A 20,255-nucleotide genomic window follows, 5' to 3' on the forward strand; every position below is an offset into this window, starting at 1 on the left:
AAGCCGGTATCAACACCAGTCCAGACACCCAATTTTCCGATGTAGATCCTGATGACAACAACACTGAATCCGGGACAGATCACCTTTATCACTGCAAAGAACCAGAGCCCGGTGCCACCCCCCGCGCTATTGCCAAGAGAAAAGTTCAACGATCTGCTGCATGGCCTTGAGCCGGTGAGTCTGCTTCTGGTTCACGCACCGGCCGGGTATGGCAAAACCACCACCATTGCCGAACGACTGACGAGCCTTGAAGCCCGTTCTGCATGGTTCCGCCTGGAAACCAGTGACAATATCCCGGGCCGCTTTGCCGGGTATCTCGCCAATGCCCTGGCCAGCGCCACAGGGGGCAGTTGCCAACCGTCACTGGAGAGACTCCAGACCGAAGGCTATGACAGCCTTGAAACCTTCATGACCGAGCTGCTCGCCGGTCTGCCCCAGGATGATGAGCCACTTTGTCTGGTACTTGATGACTATCACCTGATCACTAACGGTGAAATCCACGAAGCGCTGCGCTTTCTTCTGCGGCATCTGCCAGGGTATCTGACACTGGTTCTCATCAGCAGAACCATGCCACCTGTTGGCGTCGCGCAGCTCCGCATGCAGGGGCGCCTGAGCGAAATCACCAGCCGTGACCTGGGCTTTGAAGCGGATGAAGCCCAGCAATACCTACAGAGCCGGCTCCCTTTCGAGATTGCGCGCGAAGACATTGAGCGGGCTGTCCGCCGGGTCGAAGGCTGGATTTCCGCCCTCCAGCTGCTGTCTGCTTCATCCGCAACCAGTGTCGAATTCAGCGAGTTTGTCGATCAGTTGGAACATGGTAACCAGAACATCTTTGATTATTTCGATGAGCTGGTGGGTAATGATCTGAGCGAACAGCAAATGCGGTTTCTCATGCGCACCAGCATTCTGGACCGTTTCAACGCGGGCATGGTTATGCGTGTCATGGACGATACCGACGGCCAGGCGCTGCTAAGCAGCCTGCTTTCCATGGGGCTGTTCATAACGCCCGTGGACAATTCTGCCCTCTGGTTCCGCTACCACCCGTTGTTCTCGGTGTATCTGCGCCATCTGCTGACCTGCACCACTCGCGAAAACCAGAGAGACCTGAATCAACGGGCCGCGGACGCCTGGCTCGAGCTGGACCATGCCGAAGAGGCAGCCAAACACGCCATTGCCGCGGAAGACCCGGAACGCATAACCCGGGTGCTCACCATTCACGGGCGAAAATTCTTCACCGAAGGTCAGTTTCATCTGTTGCAGCGCTGCCTCGATACGCTGCCCCAGGAAATCATTGCCGAAGATCCTACGCTGACACTGCTCAGGGCATGGGTTGCCCAGGGCCAGTACAAGTTTGATGAAGTGGAAAACTGGTTGTCGGCAGCGGAAGCCCGTCTGCAGGCCTCCATGAACGAAGACACCCAGCGGGCCGTTCATGGCGAATTCAGTGCCATCCGCGCCCAGGTGGCCATGAACTATGGCGACGGCGACCGCGCCCTGATTCTTGCACGGGAAGCCATCGAACAGGAGGCACGTTACCTGCCTACATCCCGGGTGGCCGCCGCCTCGGTTATCGGTGAAGCCCTGTTTGTACGCGGAGAACTCGAGGAAGCCCTGGCTCGCATGCAGGACACCGAGCATCTGGCCCGGGCCCATCAGGCCCACCAGAACGTTATCTGGGCACTTTGTCAGCAAAGCGAAATCAGTGTCGCCATGGGCCTGCTGCAAAAGGCTTACAACATTCAGGAACGTGCGTTCCAGTACGCGGAAGAAAACCAGCTGAACCATCTGCCAATCCTGGAGTTCCTGTTCCGCATCCGTAGCCAGATCATGTGGGAGTGGCACCACCTGGAAAGTGCCGAGCGTTGCGCGCTGCAGGGTATCGAGATACTCGAGGCGCAGGGGGAGCGCTGGTATGTGCAGAGCTACACATCGCTGGCCAAGGTCGCCCAGGCCCGCGGCCGGCAGAGCCTGTGTGCGGATTACATTGCCAAGATACAGAAGATGCTGGCAGCCGAGGACTACCACCTGGACTGGGTAGCCAATGCCCAGGCCACCATGCTGTCCTACTGGGATGCGGTCCGGGATCACGACTCGATCCAGCGCTGGCTCACCATTGCACCGCCCTGTGAGCCGGCAAAGGCCACCAACCATTTTAATCAGTGCAATGGCCGTAACCAGGCCCGGGCGCTGATCAGCCTGGGCCAGTACGAACTGGCCCGACCGCTCCTGGAAGAACTGACGGCGGTAGCGCGGGAATTTGGCCTGAAAACCGATCTGAACCGTAACCACATCGCCCTCGCCTACCTTTACTGGCAACTGGATGAGCGCGACCTGGCTCTCGATCATATGAAAACGGCACTGGAACTGGCGAGCACCACCGGTGCGGTCGGTAGCTTCCTGCGGTTGGGCAAGGAGCTGATTGTTCTGCTCAAGGCGCTGATCAACGACGAAGCCATCGAGGGCATGGAACTCCAGAGGGCGGAGCGCCTGATTCAACTGGCCCAGCAACAACGGGATTTCAGCCGCGCCATCCGGATCTCGCTGGATGAGGCCATCATCCAGGACATCATCGACCGACCGGATGTACCGGAACTGATCCGCACATCACCGCTCACTCGCCGGGAATGGCAGATCCTCAGTCTGATACACGCCGGTCTCTCCAATGACCAGATTGCGGAGCACCTGAAAGTGGCCTCGACAACGGTCAAGACACATATCCGCAGCCTTTATCAGAAACAGAACATCAGCCACCGTTCAGAAGCCATCGAACTGGCCAAAGATCTGCTGAGCAAGATCCAGGGGGACTAGCGTGCCTCTGCTTACATGGAGAACACCAGACCGAGAAGCAGATAACTGACCAGTGTCACCACCACAATGCCCATCAGGTTGAGTGCAAATCCGGCTCTGATCATATCGCTGATCTGCATGTGGCCACTGGAGAACACGATGGCATTGGGTGGCGTGGCCACAGGCATCATGAAGGCGCAGCTGGCCGCGATGGCGGCAGGCACTGTCAATAGTAATGGTGACACCCCCTGACTTATGGCAAGCGCCCCCAGTAAGGGCAGAAACGCCGCTGCAGTTGCCGTATTGCTGGTCACTTCCGTCAGAAAAATGATGATGCCCGCCACCAGCACAATCATGACAAGGGTTGGCAGAGCGCCGGCCACACCCAGACTCTGGGCGATCCATTCAGCAAGACCGGAACTGCTGATCACGCCAGCCATGGCCAGCCCGCCACCGAAAAGCAGCAGCACACCCCAGGGAATGCCCTTCACGGTCTCCCAGTCGAGCACGAATTCTCGGGACCGGGTATTGACGGGCAGGAGGAACATAGCAATGGCCGCCGCGATGGCAATGCCGGTGTCGCTCAACCAGGGCATCAGGTTCTCGGATAGCAGAGGCCTGAAGATCCAGGCGGCGGCAGTGATCAGGAACACCAGGGCCACCAGCTTTTCGCCCTTGCCCAGCGGCCCCAGGGCGTCAAGCTCCTCGCGTATCGCCTTACCACCGCCTGCAGTGCTATCCAGCCAAAAGTCGTGCCGCGTCAGCCACCACCAGGCCAGAGCCAGCATCACAACCGTCACTGGAACTCCCAGCAACATCCACTGGGCAAAGCCCACAGAAATACCCTGGTTCTCGCTCAGGTAGGCCGCCAACAAGGCATTTGGCGGTGTGCCGATAAGTGTGGCTATGCCACCGATACTGGCCGAATAGGCAATGGCCAACAGTAGAGCCGTGGCATAGCGCCGAATGCCCTCGGGATTGTCATTGCTATCCATCATTGCCACCACCGACAGACCAATCGGCAACATCATGATGGCCGTTGCGGTGTTACTGACCCACATGCTCAAAAAGGCGGTTGCCAGCATGAATCCCGCAATCTGCCGCCTGGGTTTGCTGCCGACAGCCTTCAGGGTCATAAGAGCGATCCGGCGATGCAGGTTCCATCGTTGCATCGCAAGCCCAAGGGTGAAGCCACCCAGAAACAGGAAAATGATTGGATTGGCATAGGGCTCTGTCGCGTCACCCACCGTCCCCAGCCCGAGGGCGGGAACCAGCACGATCGGCAACAAGGCCGTGGCGGGAATTGGAATGGCTTCGGTAGACCACCAGGTCGCCATGAGCAGCATCAGGCCCAGGGCTGCCCAGGCTTCCGCCGCCATGGTTTCCGGAGGTGGGAGTATGATGGTTGCCAGCAGAAACGCAGCCCCCAGGATCAGTCCGATCATCTGGCTGCGGGGCAGCCCCTCCGTTTGTTTGTCAGCGTTGGGCTCTTCGAGCATACAATTCAGTTCCGTAATTCAGACGTTCAACATCAGCAGGCGAGTGAGATGTCAGAGCGCATTAAGCTGACGATCATGCAACCGCCCGAGCAGGACCAGAGCCAGAATGGCGCCGGACAACGCCCAGGCCATATCCGACTGGGTATCCCAGACATAACCCTGGGTGCCCAGAAAAGCCTCGGCGGCTTCGTCACTGAGCAAGGCCACCCACCATTCGATCAGCTCATAGAAGGCGCTCAATGCCAGACAGAAACAGACAATGAAGAACGCCGCCCAGGGGCGGCTGGCGAACACGTCCCTGCGAATGACCACTTCCCTGGCGACCATTGCGGGTATGAATCCCTGCGCCAGGTGGCCCAGCTTGTCGTAGTTGTTGCGCTCCCAACCAAACCAGTCCCGGAACCAGTCGAACAGAGGCACCTCCGCATAGGTGTAGTGCCCTCCAACCATCAGGATGACGGCGTGGATCAGAATCAGGAAATAAACCAGTGGCGTCAGCGGATAACGGAAGAAACACCAGACGACGAGCACAAAACCGATAGCCGCAGGCAGAACCTCAAGCACCCATGTGGCCCGATCCCTGGGTCCTATGGCAGACCAGATAAATACTGCAAGAAACACCACCACCCAGACTGCCGGTGCAAATCGCTGGTTCATAGCTTCCCTTTTGTCCGCTATTGTCCTGACGCCCCGGCGCGCAGGAAGTGCCCATATCCGGGTTCCCTGCCCAGTGCAGGTACCACTTCACCATCGGTTACGGCGGGTCGGCCATTGATCAGCACTTCTCTGACACAGCCAGGTACCCGGTTCACCATTCGCTCCAGTCCGAAGTTTTCCATTTCGGCCCACTCAACCTGTTCCAGATCCTGATCAAGGCCCCGGGGGTCAAGTACCGTTATATCGGCCCGATCCCCTACCCTGATATGACCTGCATCAACGCCAAGCCAATCTGCCTGTTCGCCTGTCAGCCGATGTACGGCACGTTCCAGCGACATGACTGGCTCACCCTCGCCATGGCTATCGTGAACCAGCTTGAGAAACCGTAACGGCAGGTTATAGAAAGCCATATTCCGGATGTGGGCACCGGCATCGGAAAAGGTGATCAGGGCGCCGGGGTTGGTAACCATTTTCCGGAGCCGATCCTTTCTGTGGTTGCCTACCGTTGTAAACCAGCGTAGCGAACGGCCATGGGCAACCACCATGTCGAGGAAGAAATCGACCACATGGATGCCACGGTCAGCGGCGAGCTCAGCAAAGTTGCGCCCGACCACGGTTTTATCCGGGCAGTCGAGAATTACCGCATCGCCGAAATCCCTCTGCCAAACCCGGGGCGAGAGCTTTTCCTTGTAGAATTTCCGGAATTTCCGGCGGTACTGCTCGTCCTTCAGAAGTTCGTTGCGCTCGAGTTGATCGCGGATATCGAGGGCCATTTCACCGGCGCCGAATTCCTCAAACAGCACGATATCCATGCCATCGGCATAAACCGTGAACGGCGTTGGCAGCAGTTGCCAGCGAAAGTTGCCGCCAAAGCTGTTGGCCAGCCACCCCACCAGGCTCGCCATGGGTTTGACCGTGGGGTTGCCTTTCAGATCAATCATGGCAATCAGGGTGGTTTTCAGGGGCCTTCTCAACCAACCCAGCGTCTCTTTCAGGTATTGGGTGACCTGAAGCGGATTGGCTGCGTTGGGAGCGCCCTGGTGTACCCGTCCGTAACAGCGCAAAAGGGAATTCAGACGGCTTACCTCACGCCATCGTGCGTAGGTGCTCGGCAGACTCTTGGACCACTCCCTGTCACCATCTACCTTGTCCCATTTCAGGCACATGGTCGAAAGACCGAGAAACCCCTCTTGCAGAGCCTCCTCGAGCAGGACTTCCATTTGTCGTTGCTCTTGTGCGGTCGGAGTCACGCTCCGGTCGGTGGCGCGATGCAGCCCCATGACCGCGGTCCTGAGATCACTGTGGCCAAGAAAGCTGATGACATTCGGTCCCAGTGGGTGCTGGTCCATGAACGCTACCCACTCTTTGGGTGTCCGCCAGGTCTTGTACTGTTTAAGGATGGGCAGCACCTTTTCCCTCGGGACAGTTTCCACCCGGGTAAAAATATCCGAGGCATCCTCCGGATCGGAACAGACCATGCTCAGGGAACAGCTGCCAATCAGGACAGTGGTAACGCCATGACGCACGGATTCTGACAGGGAGGGGGCTACCAGCAACTCGGCATCGTAGTGGGTATGGGTGTCAAGAAATCCCGGCGTCACCCAGCAACCGCTGGCGTCGATCGTGCGCGTCGCAAGGCTGGTGTCGGGCTGTTCATCAAATACCGCAGCAACCCGCCCATCTTTGACGCCAACATGGGCGATGCGTGAGGGGCCGCCAGTGCCGTCAAAATAGCGGCCACCGGTGATGAGAGTGTCGAACTGGTCCACCGTGCAAGACTCCTTTTTTTGTTGTTTTCTGCCGTCAGTCTAGCCAGCGAAACGTGATATGTCCTCTCATTTTAGCGCTCGAACCTGGCAATGCAGGCCATTACCGAATCCTGATCCGGCTGCCATCTTCCAACTGACGATCCGGGTGCCGGACGACACTGTCCGCCTCATTCAATCCATCCTGGATTACTGTGTGAAAACCGTTTGTACGGCCGACCGACACATTTGCAAGAACCGCCCTGTCATCGACAACGCGGAAGACCTGATGCTGGCCGCCCCTGACAAAGATGGCCGATTCCGGCACCTGCAGAACATCGTCCGACCGCCAGAGCAGAAACTCGGCGTCCACCCGGTAGCCATCTCCCAGGCTCTGCCATGCATCCGGGGGACTCGTGATGTCCGCAACGACCTGTACCCGTCTTTCCTCCACTCCAAGGGCCGACACATCCTCGAAGCCCACCGGTTCAACCCGGCGGACAACTGCATCCAGGGTGCCGCCGCCCCATCCAGTGAGGCGTGCCTCCATACCGGGCCGGAGGTTCACGGCATCAAAACTCAACACATCGACAACCACTTCAAGCGCCCCGGGATCTCCCAGTTCCAGAATGGCCTCACCGGCCTGGATGACGCCCTCACTTTTGCGGACGATTCCGAGGACCGAACCGTTTACCGGAGACCTTACCGGCACACGTTCGACCGCGCCGTCGCCATTAGCCCGCGCGGCAGACACCTCAAGTCGGGTTCTGGCCGCTGCCAGTTCATGGGCCATGACTTCCTCGTCGAAGCGGGCAGAACGCAGAATGGCCTTTGCCCTGTCCGCAGCCGCCCTGGCCTGCTGCAACCGCTCGTCGGAAACGAAGTGGTCCCCACTCAGAGCCTGCAGGCGGGCCAGTTCCCGGACGGCCAGGTCTGCTTCCGCCTCAGCAGCTGCGACTTTTTGACGGGTAGAATTGAGCGCTGAGCGGGCCGATTGTACCTTGGCCTCGGCTTCTGCCCGGCTGCGAGCGTCCAGGGTACTGGCTGGCATCGGATCCACCTCTGTCAGCAGCTCTCCCGGAATCACCGGGTCCCCCACCTCCAGTAATACCCTGTGCAAATAACCGGCAACCGGGGAAGACACCACATAGCGGTCCCGTACCCGGGTTTTTCCCTCTTCCTTGATAGTGATTTCCATGGGGCCACGGGTTACCGGTGCCAGATCCACCCAAACCGGATCCGGCCGGATCGTGATTACGACGGCCGCACCGGCAAGCAGAACAAACACGCCCCAGAACAGCCATTTTCCGGCAAACCGTTTTTTCGCCATACCCTCAGCTCACTCCCTGATTGCATCCACACCTATTCCCGCGTTTTCAACACGGCTACCAGATCCAGTTCTTTCAGTCGCCACCAGGCAATCATCCCGGAAGCGATTGCCGACACCACCACGACCAGCGCAGACATGCCAAGTGTCTGGGTGGTTATCGTCAGGGGCACCCGGTACAGCTCCGTTTGCATGGCGGTAACGATCATGAGTGCCAGGCCCTGACCAATCAGCCAACCCAGCGGAATACCCAGCAACAACAGCAGCGCAACTTCTCCCAACAATATATGCGCAACTTCATTATGGGTGTACCCGAGTACCCTCAAGCTGGCCAGTTCCCGACCTTTCTCAGCCAGGGAAATCCGGATGGTGTTGTAAACCACCCCGAAGGCAATGATTCCGCCCATCAGGCTGTTGAAAAAAGTGAATGTCAGGAAGGTTCTGGCCAGGGTGTCATAGAAGCTGTCCAGCATGGCCTGACGGATGCTCAGGCCGAGCACCCGGGGCGTTTCACGAAGCCTGTTATAGATTTCCGAAGCCTTGTCAGGCTCCAGGTTGATCATGGCCTGGTTGATCAGCGGGCCCTCACCCAGTGCACGGTTCAGAGCCTCCAGATCCATATAGGCGCCTACCCCGAGAAACTCGCTGGTGATACCAGCGACTGGCACATTAACTGTTCGCCTGTCACCTTCGAGGAGTTCCATCTGCAGGACATCACCAGGACCGACACCCAGCTCATCGGCGAGATAGTCGGTCAACAGCAGCCCCTCCCGGGGAAGCGTGACCGGTTGCAGATCGCTGTCGATGACAAATTGCAGCCGCGCATCGGAGGGTATTCCGGTGACCGCACTGCGCCACTCACGGTGACCGGAAACCAGACGTGCGGGCACTGAGCGGCGCCCTTCCGCATACCGGATCCCGGCCTGCCTCTGCAAGCCGAACAATGCCGCGCTGTTCACCGGTTCAATAAAGGTGGCGGTCAGATCCTGTTGCTGAACCCGTGCAAACTGGGTGTGCACCATCAACGATACCGAATCAAACTGGAAGTTACCCACCATCACGATGGCCGTGGCCATGGCGACCCCACTCATGGATAGCAGTGTGCGAACCGGACGGCGGGAGAGCTGACGCACGATCATTCGCGAAGGTTGGGAAAAACGGATTCCCGAGAGCAGCTTTTCCACAACAGTTACCCGGTATCTGGCGGGACCTTCAGGCCTCATGGCTTCGGCGGGCGGCAGAGAGGCCGCCTGCCTGATAGCCCGCCAGGCACCGAGCCAGGCAACCGTGATCGTCAACACAGCCAATAACAGCAACCATGAAGGGTCGATACGGAATAACAAACCCGGGAACCGGTAGTAATCCATATAGAGTTCACCCAGTGACCGCCCAAGCCACAGGCCCAGAGCAAGCCCGGCCAGCAACCCGATAACGGCAATCACAATGACCAGTTTGCTGTAGTGCCAGGCGATCTGACGATTGCTGTAGCCAAAGGCCTTGAGCACGGCAACGATATCCCTTTGAGTACTGATCAGGCGACCGATCACCACATTCAGCAGAAACATGGCCACGCTCATGAAAATGAGCGGAAAAACCGTCGCCATGGTTTTCAGCTGGTTCAGCTCGTCACTCAGGAAGCGATGAGAGAACTGATCATCCCGGCCAAAGGCTCCCGTTGCCCCATAGCGGTCCAACAGCCGATCCAAGGCATCGACCGCAGAGGCAACGGAATGCCCCGGTCTGAGTGTCAACACCAGGCTGTTAAATGCGCCCCGCATGTCCATGGCGGACTCCAGGGCTTCCCTGTTCATCCACAGCACACCATAGCGTTGATAATCGGGTAGCATACCGCCAGGTGGAATGACGTATATGAATTCCGGTGACTCAACAATGCCGGTTACGGTAAGCTCCTGCCTCCGTCCATTGATAATTGCCTGGAACTGATCACCCAGTGCCAATTCGTGCGCTTCGGCAAAACTTCCGATGACCGCGACTTCCTGGCTGCGCCCTGTCCCCGGAAGCCGCCCCTGACGAATAAACAGACGATTGACCTCAGGCTGCCCCTCCGGCGGAACAGACACCAATCGGGCCGACACCGGGTCCGGGAACCCCGGCATTTCCAGTTTTGCAGCTCCCTCGACTCTCCCCTCGTACCTTGCCACACCAGGCAGTGTGGCTATTTCCTGCAGGGTATGGCGTGGCGCACGTTTAACGGGGGCAAAGACATCGGCAAACTCGTGCTGGTCGTAGTACTGGGCTCTTGTCGCCAATAGCGATGAATAATTCACCAGTGACATGACGCAGACACCCACACCACCGGCGATCACCAGTGCGATGGCCAGCACCTGGCCCCGCATCTGCCAGAGCTCCCGTCGTAGCTTGATATTCAGAACCGTGTTCAGACCTTTCGTGGCCATGATTTCCACTATTTGGCGCCGTTACCAGGACAGTGTCCGGGGATCCTGGCGACATTCGTTATGACGCTCACCGCTGATATTGCCGTCGGAAAGAGTAATGACGCGATCCCCCATGCCAGCGATGGAGGCATTGTGGGTGATGATAACGGTGGTGGTATGCGTTTCCCGATTGGCTTTTTCCAGAGCTTCAAGAACCAGAACACCCGTGGCCGAATCCAGGGCTCCGGTCGGCTCATCGCAAAGAAGTACGTCCGGACGTTTGGCAATGGCCCTGGCGATAGCAACCCGTTGCTGTTCGCCCCCGGACAGCTGCGCGGGAAAATGGTCGATGCGGCTCTTCAACCCAACCAGCTCAAGGGCTTCTTCAGGAGACATAGGGTTGGACGCGATCTCGGTGACTGCCGCAACATTTTCCCGCGCGGTCAGGCTTGGAATGAGATTGTAGAACTGGAATACAAAACCAACATGCTCACGTCGATAACCGGTAAGCTCGCGGTCTCCGGCTGCACTGAGATCAATAGCCCGATACCGGACCTCGCCGGACGATGGCACATCCAGCCCGCCAAGAATGTTCAGAAGTGTGGATTTGCCTGAACCGGAAGCGCCCAGCATGACGACCATTTCGCCCTCATAAAGCTCCAGGTCCACCCCACGGAGCGCATGAACCTGAACCTCTCCCTGATCATAGGTTTTCGTGAGGCCCCGGGTCTGGAATACCACGGGGCCGGTACTGGTTGCCTTTCCTGGCTCCATGGTGTCGGTCAGTCTTCGGCACAGTCCACGCAAACCGTGGTGTAGGGCAACACCTGCAAACGGCGGGGATCTATGGCCTCGCCGCAGGATTCGCATTCGTCGCCAACACCGTTCTCAATCCGCGTGAGCGCGTGTTCAATCTGGGCGAGTTCGGCACGGGTTTCCGTTTCAAGCGAGTCGACCACCTCGTCATTCTGGGTCTGGGTGGCCTGCTCCTCGAAATCCTTGTCCAGTGCACCACCCTCCCGGTGCTGATGCGCTTCATAACGGGAAAGCCTGGCCGTCAGGTCTGCCCTCAGTGTTTCCAGTTCGGATTTCCGGTCAGTCATGTGGCGCCTCCTGCCTTGCCGGGAAAACATGTTCCTACAGTAAAGCATAAGCTGAACCCGGGATTGATGCTTGTCAAAATTGCGTCATGCCGGGTGAGGCAGAATAGAAGTTCATCAAACTTGTATGCAAAGGAGTTGTGGCCATGAACACTGAGCTTTTCGAGAAAGCGACACGTCTGAACGAGACCCTGTTTGAGCAGTTTGGCAAAGCTGCGGAAATGCAGATGAATGCCTTCCGCCGTTACGCCGATGTCACCATGGAGCAGGCCAAAAAGGTGTCTGAAGTCCGCGATCTTGAAGGCCTGAAAAGCCTTACCGGTGATCAGGCGGAAACCCTAAAATCCCTGAGCGAGCAGTTCACGGCAGACTGGAAAGCCTGGCAGGACTACTTCAACGAGAGCCGGGAACAGATTCAGAAGGTGTTCGAAAAAGCCCCGGAAGAAACCGCCAAGTCCGGCCCGAAAGCCGCCAAATAAGGGATTACGATGTTCGGTCTGGATACGCTCGGGAAAGCGGTTGGTCAGCTCGTCAAAGGCTTTGAAACCAACGTCCGTCAGGGGCAGCAGCAACTGGAGACATTTCTGGGGGATGCTGGTGTCCTGGATGATGCAACCCTCTCCACGATAGCGGAAATGTCCGATGCCTATCGGACCATGGCAGAGGACCTGCTACTCCACCCGCTCCGGTTCGCCGGTGCGGAGCTGGATCTGGCTCGCAAGCATGCTGCGCTGGGGTACTACACCCTCGCCCGGCTGGTGGGCAAGGACAAACAGCCTGTTGTCGAGCCAGAACCCGACGACCGGCGTTTCCAGGCCGAGGACTGGCACAAGCATCTGCCTTTTGATGTTCTCCACCAGGCTTATCTGATCAACTCCCGCACGTTCCTGAACTGGGTAGCCGGCATGGAGGGGATGCCCCAGGCCGGACGGGACCAGATGCTGTTCTACGCCCGGCAATTGACCAGTGCGCTGTCACCGTCGAACTTCCCTGCGACGAATCCGGAAGTACTCCGGATTACCTGGGAACGTAAGGGGATGAATCTGGTGGACGGTGGTCGACAGCTGATCGAAGACCTGCGCCAGAATCCATCCCTGTTCAATGTTGGGATGACCGATCGCTCCGCCTTCGAGGTGGGACGCAACCTGGCAACCACGCCGGGCAAGGTGGTGTACCAGAACGAGTTGATGCAGTTGATTCAGTACTCGCCAACAACTGACACCGTCAGCAAACGCCCCTTGCTGATTGTTCCGCCGTGGATCAACAAGTACTACATTCTGGACCTGACCGCCAGAAACTCCTTTATCCAGTGGCTGGTAAACCAGGGACAGACCGTTTTCATTATTTCCTGGCGCAATCCTGGCCCCTCCCAACGGGACAAAGGCTGGGAAGACTACATGGAGCTGGGACCGCTGGCTGCCATGGATGCCGTTACCGAAGCTACCGGCGAAGAACAGATGAATCTGATCGGTTACTGCATCGGTGGCACTCTTCTGGGCTCGACGCTGGCCTGGCTGAAGAAAAAAGGCCGCAAGCCGGTAACGACCGCCACGTACCTGACCACCCTGCTGGATTTCTCGGACCCGGGCGGAATCGGGGTGTTTATCAACGATCATTCGATCCGGGGCATTGAGAGAATGCTTGAACGCAAAGGCTACCTGGACGGTCGCGCCATGGCGTTCACGTTTAACTTGCTGAGGGAAAACGAGCTGTTCTGGTCGTTCTGGACCAATAACTACCTGAAAGGCCAGAAACCGGCGGCTTTTGACCTGCTGTACTGGAACACCGACGGCACCAACCTGCCGGCCCGGATGCACAGTTTTTACCTGCGCCAGATGTACCTGAACAATCGTCTGGTGCAGCCAGATTCCCTTAGCCTGCTTGGCGAGTCCATCAATCTTTCCGAAATCGATGTACCCTCTTTCTTCCTGTCCGCCAGACAGGATCACATCGCCAAATGGAAAACCACCTATAAAGGCGCCCTGGCCCATGGCGGTGATGTCCGTTTTGTACTCTCCGGCTCGGGCCACATCGCCGGCGTGATCAACCCGCCCTACAAGGAAAAGTACGGTTACTGGACCAACGACACACTGGTACCGGATGCCGACGCCTGGTTCGAGAAGTCCGAACACCATCCAGGATCCTGGTGGCCCCACTGGCTTGAATGGATTGCACGCTTCTCAGACGGTAAAGTACCGGCTCGCATCCCGGGCGAAGGAAAACTGCCTGCCATTGAAAACGCACCGGGTAGCTACGTGAAGGTCAAAGCAGCAGATGCTGCAAAAAATTAGACTTGGCGCTGCACGTCAGGTGCACGAGAAAAGCACCCAACAAAGAACAAGAGAACAATCGGGAGACTTCATGGGGCGGCCGCTACCGATATCGCGCATTATGCACAGCGGTGTACTGCTGCGCTGCCCGCCGCAGACATCAATCGCTGATGCCGCCGCGCGGATGGCTGAAAATTCAGTCAGTTCAATTCTGGTCACAGAAGAAGACACTGTTATTGGAATCTGGACCGAGCGGGATGCTCTGACCATCGATTTTTCCCGGCCAGAAAGCTTCGAGCGGCCGGTCAGTTCGGTGATGAGTTCCCCGGTGCTGACGCTGCCCTGCGACATGGATGCCGGGGAAGCGGCGCTGCGTTTCAGGGAAACCGGAAAGCGTCACTTTCTGATTGTTGACGATTGCGGCACACCCACAGGAATTCTTTCCCAGACCGACCTTGCCCTGAATCAGGGGCTGGAACCCTACCTGCGTCTGCGGGAAGTCAGTACCGCGATCCCCCACCCCCCGCTGGTCACCGATGGCAGGCTGCCGCTCTCTGAGGTTGCGGCCATCATGCACCGCCATCAGGCAGATGCTGTTGTCGTGGATTGCCAGGAAGAGGGTCTGGGCATCCTCACCGAACGAGATATCGTGCGCCTGATTGCTCGCAACACTGGCAACGCCCTGGCTTCCGACCTCGCCACCCGGCCGCTGTTAACCGTCGGAGAGTCCGACCCATTGATTCACGCCAGGGACCTGCTGATCAACCATCGGATTCGCCATCTGGCGGTGATCAATAGCAAGGATGAGGTTACCGGCCTGATTGGCTACAACGATATGCTCGCTGGCGCCGAACAGATGTATCTGGACGATTTGCGTGAAGCCCTTGAGCAAAGAGATCGGGCCCTTGCCCAATCGCGCCAGACCCTCCAGTTGGCAGAACGAGTGATCGAGTCCTCTTTCGAGGGCATCATGGTGACAGACAAGAACGTGAACATTGAGTTCGTTAACCCAGCATTCACGCATCTTACCGGCTACAGCCAGGACGAGGTTATTGGCAAAACGCCGCAGATTCTCTCGTCTGGACGCCACGACAGCGAGTTTTACCAGCGGATGTGGAACTCCCTGGCCAACCATGGCTATTGGCGGGGTGAAATATGGAACCGTCGCAAAACCGGGGAACTCTACCTGGAGTTATTGACGATCACCGCCATTACCGACAACGACGGCGAGACCACCCACTACGCGGGCCTGTTCACTGACATCACTCAGAACCGGAAAAACGAAGAGCAAATACGCCAACTGGCTTACTACGATGCGCTTACCGGTATTCCGAACCGTCGCTTACTGGAAGATCGCCTCGAGCACGCGGTACGACATGCCCATCGGCGGTCTTCACTTCTGGCCGTTATGTTCATGGATCTTGACCACTTCAAAAGCGTGAACGACCGGTTTGGCCACGCAGCAGGCGATGAATTGCTTCTGCAGTTCACGAGTCGTGTCCAGAACTGCCTGCGTGAGGACGATACCCTCGCCCGGCTGGGCGGGGACGAGTTTATTGTCCTGCTGCCCGACCTGGAGCGGGTTGAAGATGCCTATCAGGTTGCAGAGCGCCTGATTGCCAAAAACCAGGAACCCTACTTCATTGATGGTAATGCGCTGAGCGTCGGATCCAGTATTGGCATAAGCCTTTATCCCCAGGACGGCACCACGGCATCTGAGCTTCTGCAAGGTGCCGATATCGCCATGTATCGGGCCAAGCAGGACGGGCGGAATCTGTTCCGCTTATTCACGCCCGAGGTTGCTGAGGGCGCCTGATCTCGCCCCGCTTTCGCCGTTGTGGCACTATGGCCCGCTCGATGACCAGCGGAGAAGCTCTCGATGTTTTATACCACCCTCGCGGCGATTGTAGTCGCCATGATTCTGTTTGCCTGGCTGGGGCTCAGGGCCCGTCTCGCGGACGGCGGCCTGGATGACTATGTAACGGCAAGGAACAGTCAGGGCGCCCGTGCCCTGGGGCTTTCTTTCCTCGCCTCCGGCATGGGCGGATGGATTCTGTTTGCCCCGCCCGAAGTGGGGGCGCTGGTCGGCCCCCTGGCACTGGCAGGCTATGCCCTGGGTGCCGCGTTGCCGTTTATCGTGTTCGCCTTCTGTGGCCCCGCTATACGCCGCTTCCTGCCCGAGGGTCGCAGCATCGGGGAGTTCGCCAATGCCTGCTATGGCAATGGCGTAAGGCGCTATGTCTCAATGATCTCCGTTCTCTACATGCTCTGTTTCCTGACTGCCGAGCTCACCGCCATCGGCGCCATTACCTCGCTGCTCTCCGGCGTTGACGGCGGCATTGTGGTTATTGGCGTGGCAGTTACCACCCTGATATACACAGCTGTCGGGGGCCTCCGGGCGAGCATCGTCACCGATCAATGGCAGGCGTTGTTACTTATCGGTCTGCTGGCTATCGTCAGTTTTGTTGCCCTGGGCAAACTTCCAGACGCCGCACCCTCGGCCCTGCCGGACGTCCCTGCGTCGGCGGCCCTGAGTGTGGCGCTGACACTGGTGATCGCCGTCACCGCCGCCAACCTGTTCCATCAGGGGTACTGGCAGCGTTTATGGTCAGCCCGGGATACGGATGCCCTCAGCCGCGGCGCATTGCTTGGTGGCGTGGTTACCATCGGCGTCGTCGCCGTGGTTGGCGGGCTTGGAATACTCGCAGCCATGAGCGGCGCCGACCTTGGTAGCCCACCAATACCCTTCTTTGCGTTGCTTGCTGATGCACCGGCCTGGCTTGCTTTACCGGCCCTGATTCTGGCCATCACGCTCGTGGCCTCGTCGGTGGATACCCTGCAGAATGCGCTTGCATCACTGGCCGTTACCGAGAAACAGGGCCTGTCCATCGTCAGTGCCCGGTGGTTTACCGTGCTGCTGATGATTCCGGTGGTTCTCATAGCGCTTCAGGGCGTTTCCGTGTTGCGGCTGTTTCTGATAGCCGACCTTTTGTGCGCCACGGCGGTTCTGCCTGTACTGATGGGGTTGTGGGGAAAAATGTCCACACGGGCAGCGATTCTGGGCTGTCTGGCAGGGCTCGTCGGGTCGATTCTGCCCGGCTGGATGTCGGGCGGCACTCTGATGGCCGGTCTGGAAGCTGCGAGTTTCCCCGGCAGCATTCCAACGCTGATGCCATTCGTAGGCGCCCTTGCGGGCTCTGGTTTGGTCAGTCTCGCGATCGCGGTTGCGGCCCCGAAACGCTAATATTACGCGTTGCTGTCCAGTTGTTTAACTGGACAGCAATTCGATCGGGTATCTGATCTTGGTTTGATCGACTCCCGGCCGGGCCCCGAAATCCACCAATCTCAGACGATTGCAGATCTTGCTCTCCAGTGCCGGCTCATTCAGTGTGGACTCCACCACCGAGCAACTCGATACCGCACCATTCGGCTCAATAACCAGCTCCGGCGTAATACTGCCCTGAAGCGAAGGCTTCCGTCTCAGCTCCCGGTTGTAGATGCTGTAAATCGCGGATTTGTTGGCATCCATGGTCCGGCGCAACTCTTCCTTGCTCCGGGTTCTGGCCGCGGTTTCCTGCTGCTCCTTGCGGGCAGCCTCTTTAACTGCAGCAACCCGCTCGGCTTCCGCAACTTCTGCGCGCTGGCGCTCAGCAAGCGCGACCTGACCAGCCTCCCGATTGAGCACTTCCTCATTCACGCCACTGCTCTTCGCGCTCGAGGTAGCGCGGGAGGCCAGGGTGTCACCGGTTTTGCGGGCAATCGGTTCTGCGGTATTGGCAACCGGCCCATCGAGTTTGACCGACTCTGCCAGGGAACTGAGTTTCTTCAGTTCGTTCCCCATTGCCAGAATACCGGTATTCTTTGCCTTTTCCCGCGCCTTGGCGACCTCTTCTGGCTGGGGTTCCGGCTTGGGCTCCGGTTTGGGCTCCGGTTTTTCTGCTACCTGAGGTTCCGGCCCGGTTTCAGGCATTACCGGTTCAGGAATCGGCTCCGGCTTGGGCTCAGGTTTGGCTTGTTCCACCGGCTTCTCCTCGGGCTTCGGCGGCTCGGGCTCCGGCATCACGGGTTTTGGTGACTCCTTTTTCTCGATGATCAGCTTGGCCAACTGGGGCGGCAGGGCTTCCTGTTCCTGCCTGTCACGTTCTGGCAGCTCAATCCAGCTGACATAGCCTGAGAAAGCGAGGAACAACGGCACCACCACAACGGCTGCAGCGAATAACCGCTTGCGCTCGCCGCGTTCCTGGTTCCAGGGTAATCCGTACCGATAATCCATCATGGTCAGGCCCCCTGTTCCGCACGCTGATTAACCGCCAGAGAAATGCTGGCATAACCGGCGTCCACACAGGTGGACATGATTTTCTTGAGCAGCTCGTAAGGCAGTTCCCGATCCGCAAGAATGGTAATCGATCGGCCCGCTTCCGGTGCAGGCGCCGACGAACGGCTGGCCTGGTAGTCCAACTCCTGTTTCAGGGAAGGCTCAACCTGGCCGTCGAAGGTCTGAAAGGCATCGCGTTTCACCACCAACCGACCGTTAACCAGGATATCCCTGTCAGTCACGGTCAGGGCCAGGACATCGCCCGGGGGTTGCTGGGCAGTAGAATCCGGCAGTTTGATGGTACTGTTCTGGTTCAGTACCTGTACGTCCGAAGAAGAGTTCACCATCAGGAAGAACACGAGGATGGTGAAGATATCCATCAGCGACACCAGGTTCATCTTTCCCTGGCTCTTATTGCGTCGGTAGTGGCGTTTCAGACGACGGGCCTTGGCGGATTCTTTCATGACCTCACCTCCGCGGATCCCGAGGTCGGAACTGGCGCATCACCGAGCGAGATCTCCGGGAAGAGTTCTGCCTCAACAACACTCCCCGCCACAACGGCTTCATATGAGCGCACTGTGTCCATCACGGAAACCAGGGACTGATAGGACGTCTGCCGGGACGGCATGATGATCACGTCCTTCTTGTCCGGCACACGGCTCTTGATTTCCTTCATGACATCCTTGAGCAGAGAGAAATCATACTCCCCCTCACGCTGGGGAATGCTCTTGATGACGCCGCCCTGGTTATCAGCAACAACCAGCCGATCATCATAGATCACCACCTGGATCTGCAGCTCTTCCGCCTGCTCCGCCGACAGGCTCTCACCGGTTGGAAAGTTCAGTTCCAAAACGCTGGTATGGGCAAACACCATGTTCAGCAGCAGTACCGGCACCAGCACAATCATGAGGTTCATGAAGGGCGTAATGTCGAGATCGGCCTCACTTTGTAGGCGACGATGTTTCCGTCTCATGGCCTGACATCCTTCTGGCTGGTTATCAGGCCGGGCTACCGGCCGGAGTCGCTACCTGTGCCGGCGCAGCGGCATTCTGGGCCTGTGGTTGGGCGCCAGGCTTGTTGCCGGAGCCGTCGCTTAGGAGGTTCAGAACCTTGATGCCAGCCATCTCGAAGCTATCAACAATCTCGTTGGTTTTGGTCTGCAGCAGGGAGTGAATCAGCAGCATCGGAATGGCAGACATCAGGCCGAAGGCAGTGGTGTTCATGGCGACCGAGATACTCTGGGACAACAGGCTCGCCTTCTGGGCCGGATCCGCAGCGGCCACCGCTGTGAACGCGGCAATCAGACCGATAATGGTGCCAAGCAGACCCAGCAGCGTGGCGATATTGGCCAGTGTTGCCAGGTACTGAGTGCGCTTCTCCAGACGGGGCATGACATCCAGTAGCCCCTCTTCCATGGCGTATTCAATTTCTTCCCGACCCTGCCGCCGGGCCAGACGCTGAAGACCAAACCCGATCATGGTCGACATGGCACTACCGGACTCCTGGGTATAATTCAGGGCGCCCTTGAGATCGCGCTTGGCAATCATCTGGTGCAGGCGATTGAAGTCCCGACGATTGGTCAGTTTCTGGGCGGAAAGGTAGACATAACGTTCAATGGCAACAATGAGTCCGATGATCAGCACAACGGCGATCGGAAACATAAAAAAGCCACCTTCCTGAAAGAAGCGAACGGCGGTATCGATCATTTTCTGGGCACTCCATGGTCCGGTTTTCAGATCAGTCTATGCGCGACCTGACCGTGTGCGGGTAAGTTCGCGAAAGTCTGTGTGAGGGTTTGTTTAATCTTGCGCAGGGACACACTCAGGATGCGACAATCGTCACAGTCTATTCCCCGTCCGATGATTGGGTCTCGCCGATAAACGATTCGTGGTACCTGATAAAACGCTGAAACTCGTAGCGCTCCAGGGGGCGAAGGCCCTGATCGACCATCAGCCGTTCCTCCGGCCCACGCAACTCGTCCACTTCCGGTGGCTGCCAGGGCACCAGATACATCACCGTGGGCACTTCCTGATCGCCACGGATTCGCGTGCCCTCAATGGTAACCACACTCGGGGTGTCCTGGGCGTACAGTATCGGCGCCGGGATCATAAGGGCGGAAACTGCCAGGGCGATCAGGGCGGGACGTTTCATATCACGTT

At 58.1% G+C, this 20,255-nt stretch carries 17 protein-coding genes; 5 read left to right on the forward strand and 12 right to left on the reverse strand.

Annotation, left to right across the window (positions count from 1 at the left end; genetic code table 11):
• Nucleotides 1-51: 51 nt before the first annotated feature.
• Nucleotides 52-2,808, forward strand: a complete 2,757-nt coding sequence (gene malT / locus QZ534_RS02270; RefSeq protein ID WP_296930993.1) for an HTH-type transcriptional regulator MalT — start codon at nucleotides 52-54, stop codon at nucleotides 2,806-2,808.
• A gap of 11 nt (nucleotides 2,809-2,819) precedes the next feature.
• Here malT and QZ534_RS02275 read toward each other — a convergent pair whose 3' ends face one another.
• From QZ534_RS02275 to QZ534_RS02305, 7 genes are all read right to left on the reverse strand, one after another.
• The gene (locus tag QZ534_RS02275) at nucleotides 2,820-4,286 is read right to left on the reverse strand and encodes a DASS family sodium-coupled anion symporter (RefSeq protein WP_296930998.1); all 1,467 of its coding nucleotides are present in this window, start codon (nucleotides 4,284-4,286) and stop codon (nucleotides 2,820-2,822) included.
• A gap of 51 nt (nucleotides 4,287-4,337) precedes the next feature.
• Entirely contained in the window at nucleotides 4,338-4,943 is a 606-nt protein-coding gene (locus QZ534_RS02280; protein WP_296931001.1) for a DUF2238 domain-containing protein, read from the reverse strand.
• A 17-nt stretch (nucleotides 4,944-4,960) separates the two neighbouring features.
• Nucleotides 4,961-6,712, reverse strand: coding sequence for an amidohydrolase family protein (locus QZ534_RS02285; RefSeq protein WP_296931004.1), 1,752 nt, complete (start codon nucleotides 6,710-6,712; stop codon nucleotides 4,961-4,963).
• Nucleotides 6,713-6,812: 100 nt separating this feature from the next.
• Nucleotides 6,813-8,018, reverse strand: a complete 1,206-nt coding sequence (locus QZ534_RS02290) for an HlyD family efflux transporter periplasmic adaptor subunit (protein ID WP_296931007.1) — start codon at nucleotides 8,016-8,018, stop codon at nucleotides 6,813-6,815.
• 32 nt (nucleotides 8,019-8,050) lie between these two features.
• A complete protein-coding gene (locus QZ534_RS02295; RefSeq protein WP_296931009.1) occupies nucleotides 8,051-10,432 on the reverse strand; it encodes an FtsX-like permease family protein in 2,382 nt (793 codons plus the stop codon).
• A gap of 21 nt (nucleotides 10,433-10,453) precedes the next feature.
• Nucleotides 10,454-11,185 (reverse strand): ABC transporter ATP-binding protein, encoded by a 732-nt coding sequence (locus QZ534_RS02300; protein ID WP_296931012.1) that lies wholly within the window; start codon nucleotides 11,183-11,185, stop codon nucleotides 10,454-10,456.
• A gap of 8 nt (nucleotides 11,186-11,193) precedes the next feature.
• Complete coding sequence (locus tag QZ534_RS02305; RefSeq protein ID WP_296931015.1) at nucleotides 11,194-11,514, reverse strand: TraR/DksA family transcriptional regulator; 321 nt, start codon at nucleotides 11,512-11,514, stop codon at nucleotides 11,194-11,196.
• A gap of 143 nt (nucleotides 11,515-11,657) precedes the next feature.
• Between QZ534_RS02305 and QZ534_RS02310 the strand changes: the two genes are divergently transcribed.
• The 4 genes from QZ534_RS02310 to QZ534_RS02325 all read left to right on the forward strand — a co-directional run bounded on the left by QZ534_RS02310 (nucleotide 11,658) and on the right by QZ534_RS02325 (nucleotide 17,025).
• On the forward strand, nucleotides 11,658-11,990 hold the full coding sequence (locus tag QZ534_RS02310; protein WP_296931017.1) for a phasin family protein: 333 nt from the start codon (nucleotides 11,658-11,660) through the stop codon (nucleotides 11,988-11,990).
• Nucleotides 11,991-11,999: 9 nt separating this feature from the next.
• Nucleotides 12,000-13,802 (forward strand): class I poly(R)-hydroxyalkanoic acid synthase, encoded by a 1,803-nt coding sequence (phaC, locus tag QZ534_RS02315; protein WP_296931020.1) that lies wholly within the window; start codon nucleotides 12,000-12,002, stop codon nucleotides 13,800-13,802.
• Nucleotides 13,803-13,902: 100 nt separating this feature from the next.
• Nucleotides 13,903-15,597, forward strand: coding sequence for a diguanylate cyclase (locus QZ534_RS02320; protein WP_296931151.1), 1,695 nt, complete (start codon nucleotides 13,903-13,905; stop codon nucleotides 15,595-15,597).
• Nucleotides 15,598-15,660: 63 nt separating this feature from the next.
• Nucleotides 15,661-17,025 carry a sodium:solute symporter gene (locus QZ534_RS02325; RefSeq protein WP_296931023.1) on the forward strand — a complete coding sequence of 455 codons (1,365 nt, stop codon included), beginning with the start codon at nucleotides 15,661-15,663 and terminating at the stop codon, nucleotides 17,023-17,025.
• Nucleotides 17,026-17,049: 24 nt separating this feature from the next.
• Here QZ534_RS02325 and QZ534_RS02330 read toward each other — a convergent pair whose 3' ends face one another.
• The 5 genes from QZ534_RS02330 to QZ534_RS02350 all read right to left on the reverse strand — a co-directional run bounded on the left by QZ534_RS02330 (nucleotide 17,050) and on the right by QZ534_RS02350 (nucleotide 20,247).
• Nucleotides 17,050-18,057 (reverse strand): AgmX/PglI C-terminal domain-containing protein, encoded by a 1,008-nt coding sequence (locus tag QZ534_RS02330; RefSeq protein WP_296931026.1) that lies wholly within the window; start codon nucleotides 18,055-18,057, stop codon nucleotides 17,050-17,052.
• Nucleotides 18,058-18,059: 2 nt separating this feature from the next.
• Complete coding sequence (locus QZ534_RS02335) at nucleotides 18,060-18,560, reverse strand: biopolymer transporter ExbD (RefSeq protein ID WP_296931028.1); 501 nt, start codon at nucleotides 18,558-18,560, stop codon at nucleotides 18,060-18,062.
• Nucleotides 18,557-19,069 carry a biopolymer transporter ExbD gene (locus QZ534_RS02340; RefSeq protein ID WP_296931030.1) on the reverse strand — a complete coding sequence of 171 codons (513 nt, stop codon included), beginning with the start codon at nucleotides 19,067-19,069 and terminating at the stop codon, nucleotides 18,557-18,559. The genes QZ534_RS02335 and QZ534_RS02340 overlap by 4 nt, the downstream gene beginning before the upstream one ends.
• A 25-nt stretch (nucleotides 19,070-19,094) precedes the next feature.
• Nucleotides 19,095-19,802, reverse strand: coding sequence for a MotA/TolQ/ExbB proton channel family protein (locus tag QZ534_RS02345; protein ID WP_296931033.1), 708 nt, complete (start codon nucleotides 19,800-19,802; stop codon nucleotides 19,095-19,097).
• Nucleotides 19,803-19,941: 139 nt separating this feature from the next.
• The gene (locus QZ534_RS02350; protein WP_296931036.1) at nucleotides 19,942-20,247 is read right to left on the reverse strand and encodes a hypothetical protein; all 306 of its coding nucleotides are present in this window, start codon (nucleotides 20,245-20,247) and stop codon (nucleotides 19,942-19,944) included.
• Nucleotides 20,248-20,255 lie beyond the last annotated feature (8 nt).

The sequence above is a fragment of the uncultured Marinobacter sp. genome (assembly GCF_913055835.1).
Classification (GTDB): domain Bacteria; phylum Pseudomonadota; class Gammaproteobacteria; order Pseudomonadales; family Oleiphilaceae; genus Marinobacter.

Bases quoted from the DNA above. Each gene is read 5' to 3' on its own strand.
- QZ534_RS02310 (WP_296931017.1), top strand. From the start codon at position 11,658: ATGAACACTGAGCTTTTCGAGAAAGCGACACGTCTGAACGAGACCCTG.
- QZ534_RS02330 (WP_296931026.1), bottom strand. From the start codon at position 18,057: ATGATGGATTATCGGTACGGATTACCCTGGAACCAGGAACGCGGCGAG.
- QZ534_RS02300 (WP_296931012.1), bottom strand. From the start codon at position 11,185: ATGGAGCCAGGAAAGGCAACCAGTACCGGCCCCGTGGTATTCCAGACC.
- QZ534_RS02305 (WP_296931015.1), bottom strand. From the start codon at position 11,514: ATGACTGACCGGAAATCCGAACTGGAAACACTGAGGGCAGACCTGACG.
- QZ534_RS02280 (WP_296931001.1), bottom strand. From the start codon at position 4,943: ATGAACCAGCGATTTGCACCGGCAGTCTGGGTGGTGGTGTTTCTTGCA.
- phaC (WP_296931020.1), top strand. From the start codon at position 12,000: ATGTTCGGTCTGGATACGCTCGGGAAAGCGGTTGGTCAGCTCGTCAAA.
- QZ534_RS02290 (WP_296931007.1), bottom strand. From the start codon at position 8,018: ATGGCGAAAAAACGGTTTGCCGGAAAATGGCTGTTCTGGGGCGTGTTT.
- QZ534_RS02345 (WP_296931033.1), bottom strand. From the start codon at position 19,802: ATGATCGATACCGCCGTTCGCTTCTTTCAGGAAGGTGGCTTTTTTATG.
- QZ534_RS02335 (WP_296931028.1), bottom strand. From the start codon at position 18,560: ATGAAAGAATCCGCCAAGGCCCGTCGTCTGAAACGCCACTACCGACGC.
- QZ534_RS02275 (WP_296930998.1), bottom strand. From the start codon at position 4,286: ATGCTCGAAGAGCCCAACGCTGACAAACAAACGGAGGGGCTGCCCCGC.
- QZ534_RS02325 (WP_296931023.1), top strand. From the start codon at position 15,661: ATGTTTTATACCACCCTCGCGGCGATTGTAGTCGCCATGATTCTGTTT.
- malT (WP_296930993.1), top strand. From the start codon at position 52: ATGACAACAACACTGAATCCGGGACAGATCACCTTTATCACTGCAAAG.
- QZ534_RS02320 (WP_296931151.1), top strand. From the start codon at position 13,903: ATGCACAGCGGTGTACTGCTGCGCTGCCCGCCGCAGACATCAATCGCT.
- QZ534_RS02295 (WP_296931009.1), bottom strand. From the start codon at position 10,432: ATGGCCACGAAAGGTCTGAACACGGTTCTGAATATCAAGCTACGACGG.
- QZ534_RS02340 (WP_296931030.1), bottom strand. From the start codon at position 19,069: ATGAGACGGAAACATCGTCGCCTACAAAGTGAGGCCGATCTCGACATT.
- QZ534_RS02350 (WP_296931036.1), bottom strand. From the start codon at position 20,247: ATGAAACGTCCCGCCCTGATCGCCCTGGCAGTTTCCGCCCTTATGATC.